This window comes from Bartonella saheliensis, assembly GCF_902162175.1.
Genome location: NZ_LR607324.1, coordinates 1 through 848, shown reverse-complemented (window position 1 = coordinate 848; position 848 = coordinate 1). Strand labels below are relative to the sequence as shown.

Annotated in this window: 1 protein-coding gene; it reads right to left on the bottom strand. The window is 45.6% G+C overall.

Annotation, left to right across the window (positions count from 1 at the left end; all coding sequences use genetic code 11):
* On the bottom strand, positions 1-848 hold an 848-nt coding region (gene tuf / locus FS875_RS10045), incomplete at both ends, for an elongation factor Tu (protein WP_144756321.1).

The window sequence follows — 848 nt, the reverse complement described above, 5'->3', positions numbered from 1 at the left end:
CCTTCTGGAAGCGTCACAATACCCGTAACATCTGTGGTACGAAAGTAAAACTGAGGACGATAATTCGTGAAAAAGGGCGTATGACGACCTCCTTCATCTTTCGTCAAAATGTAAGCTTCCGCTTTAAAACGTGTATGAGGGGTAACAGAACCAGGCTTTGCCAAAACCTGTCCACGCTCAATCCCTTCACGATCAACACCACGAAGCAGCGCACCAATATTATCGCCTGCTTGCCCTTGATCTAAAAGCTTGCGGAACATTTCAACACCTGTCACCGTCGTCTTAGATGTTGGGCGAATACCAATAATCTCAATTTCCTCACCAACTTTAATAACACCACGCTCAACACGACCCGTAACAACCGTTCCACGTCCCGAAATCGAAAATACGTCTTCTATCGGCATCAAAAATGGTTGATCAACAGGACGCTCAGGAGTTGGAATATAATTATCAACCTCACTCATCAAAAGACGAACTGCATCTTCACCAATGCTTTTATCCTTGTCCTCAAGGGCTGCCAACGCAGAACCTTTTACAATGGGGATTTCATCTCCTGGAAAATCATATTTCGATAAAAGTTCCCGAACCTCAAGCTCTACAAGCTCCAAAAGCTCTGTGTCATCAACCTGATCAACTTTGTTAAGGAAAACAACAATCGCTGGAACGCCAACCTGACGAGCAAGCAAAATATGTTCACGGGTCTGAGGCATGGGACCATCAGCCGCAGAAACAACCAAAATGGCACCATCCATCTGTGCTGCCCCTGTGATCATGTTTTTCACATAATCTGCGTGTCCTGGACAGTCAACGTGGGCATAGTGACGGCTTTCCGTTTCATACTCAACGTG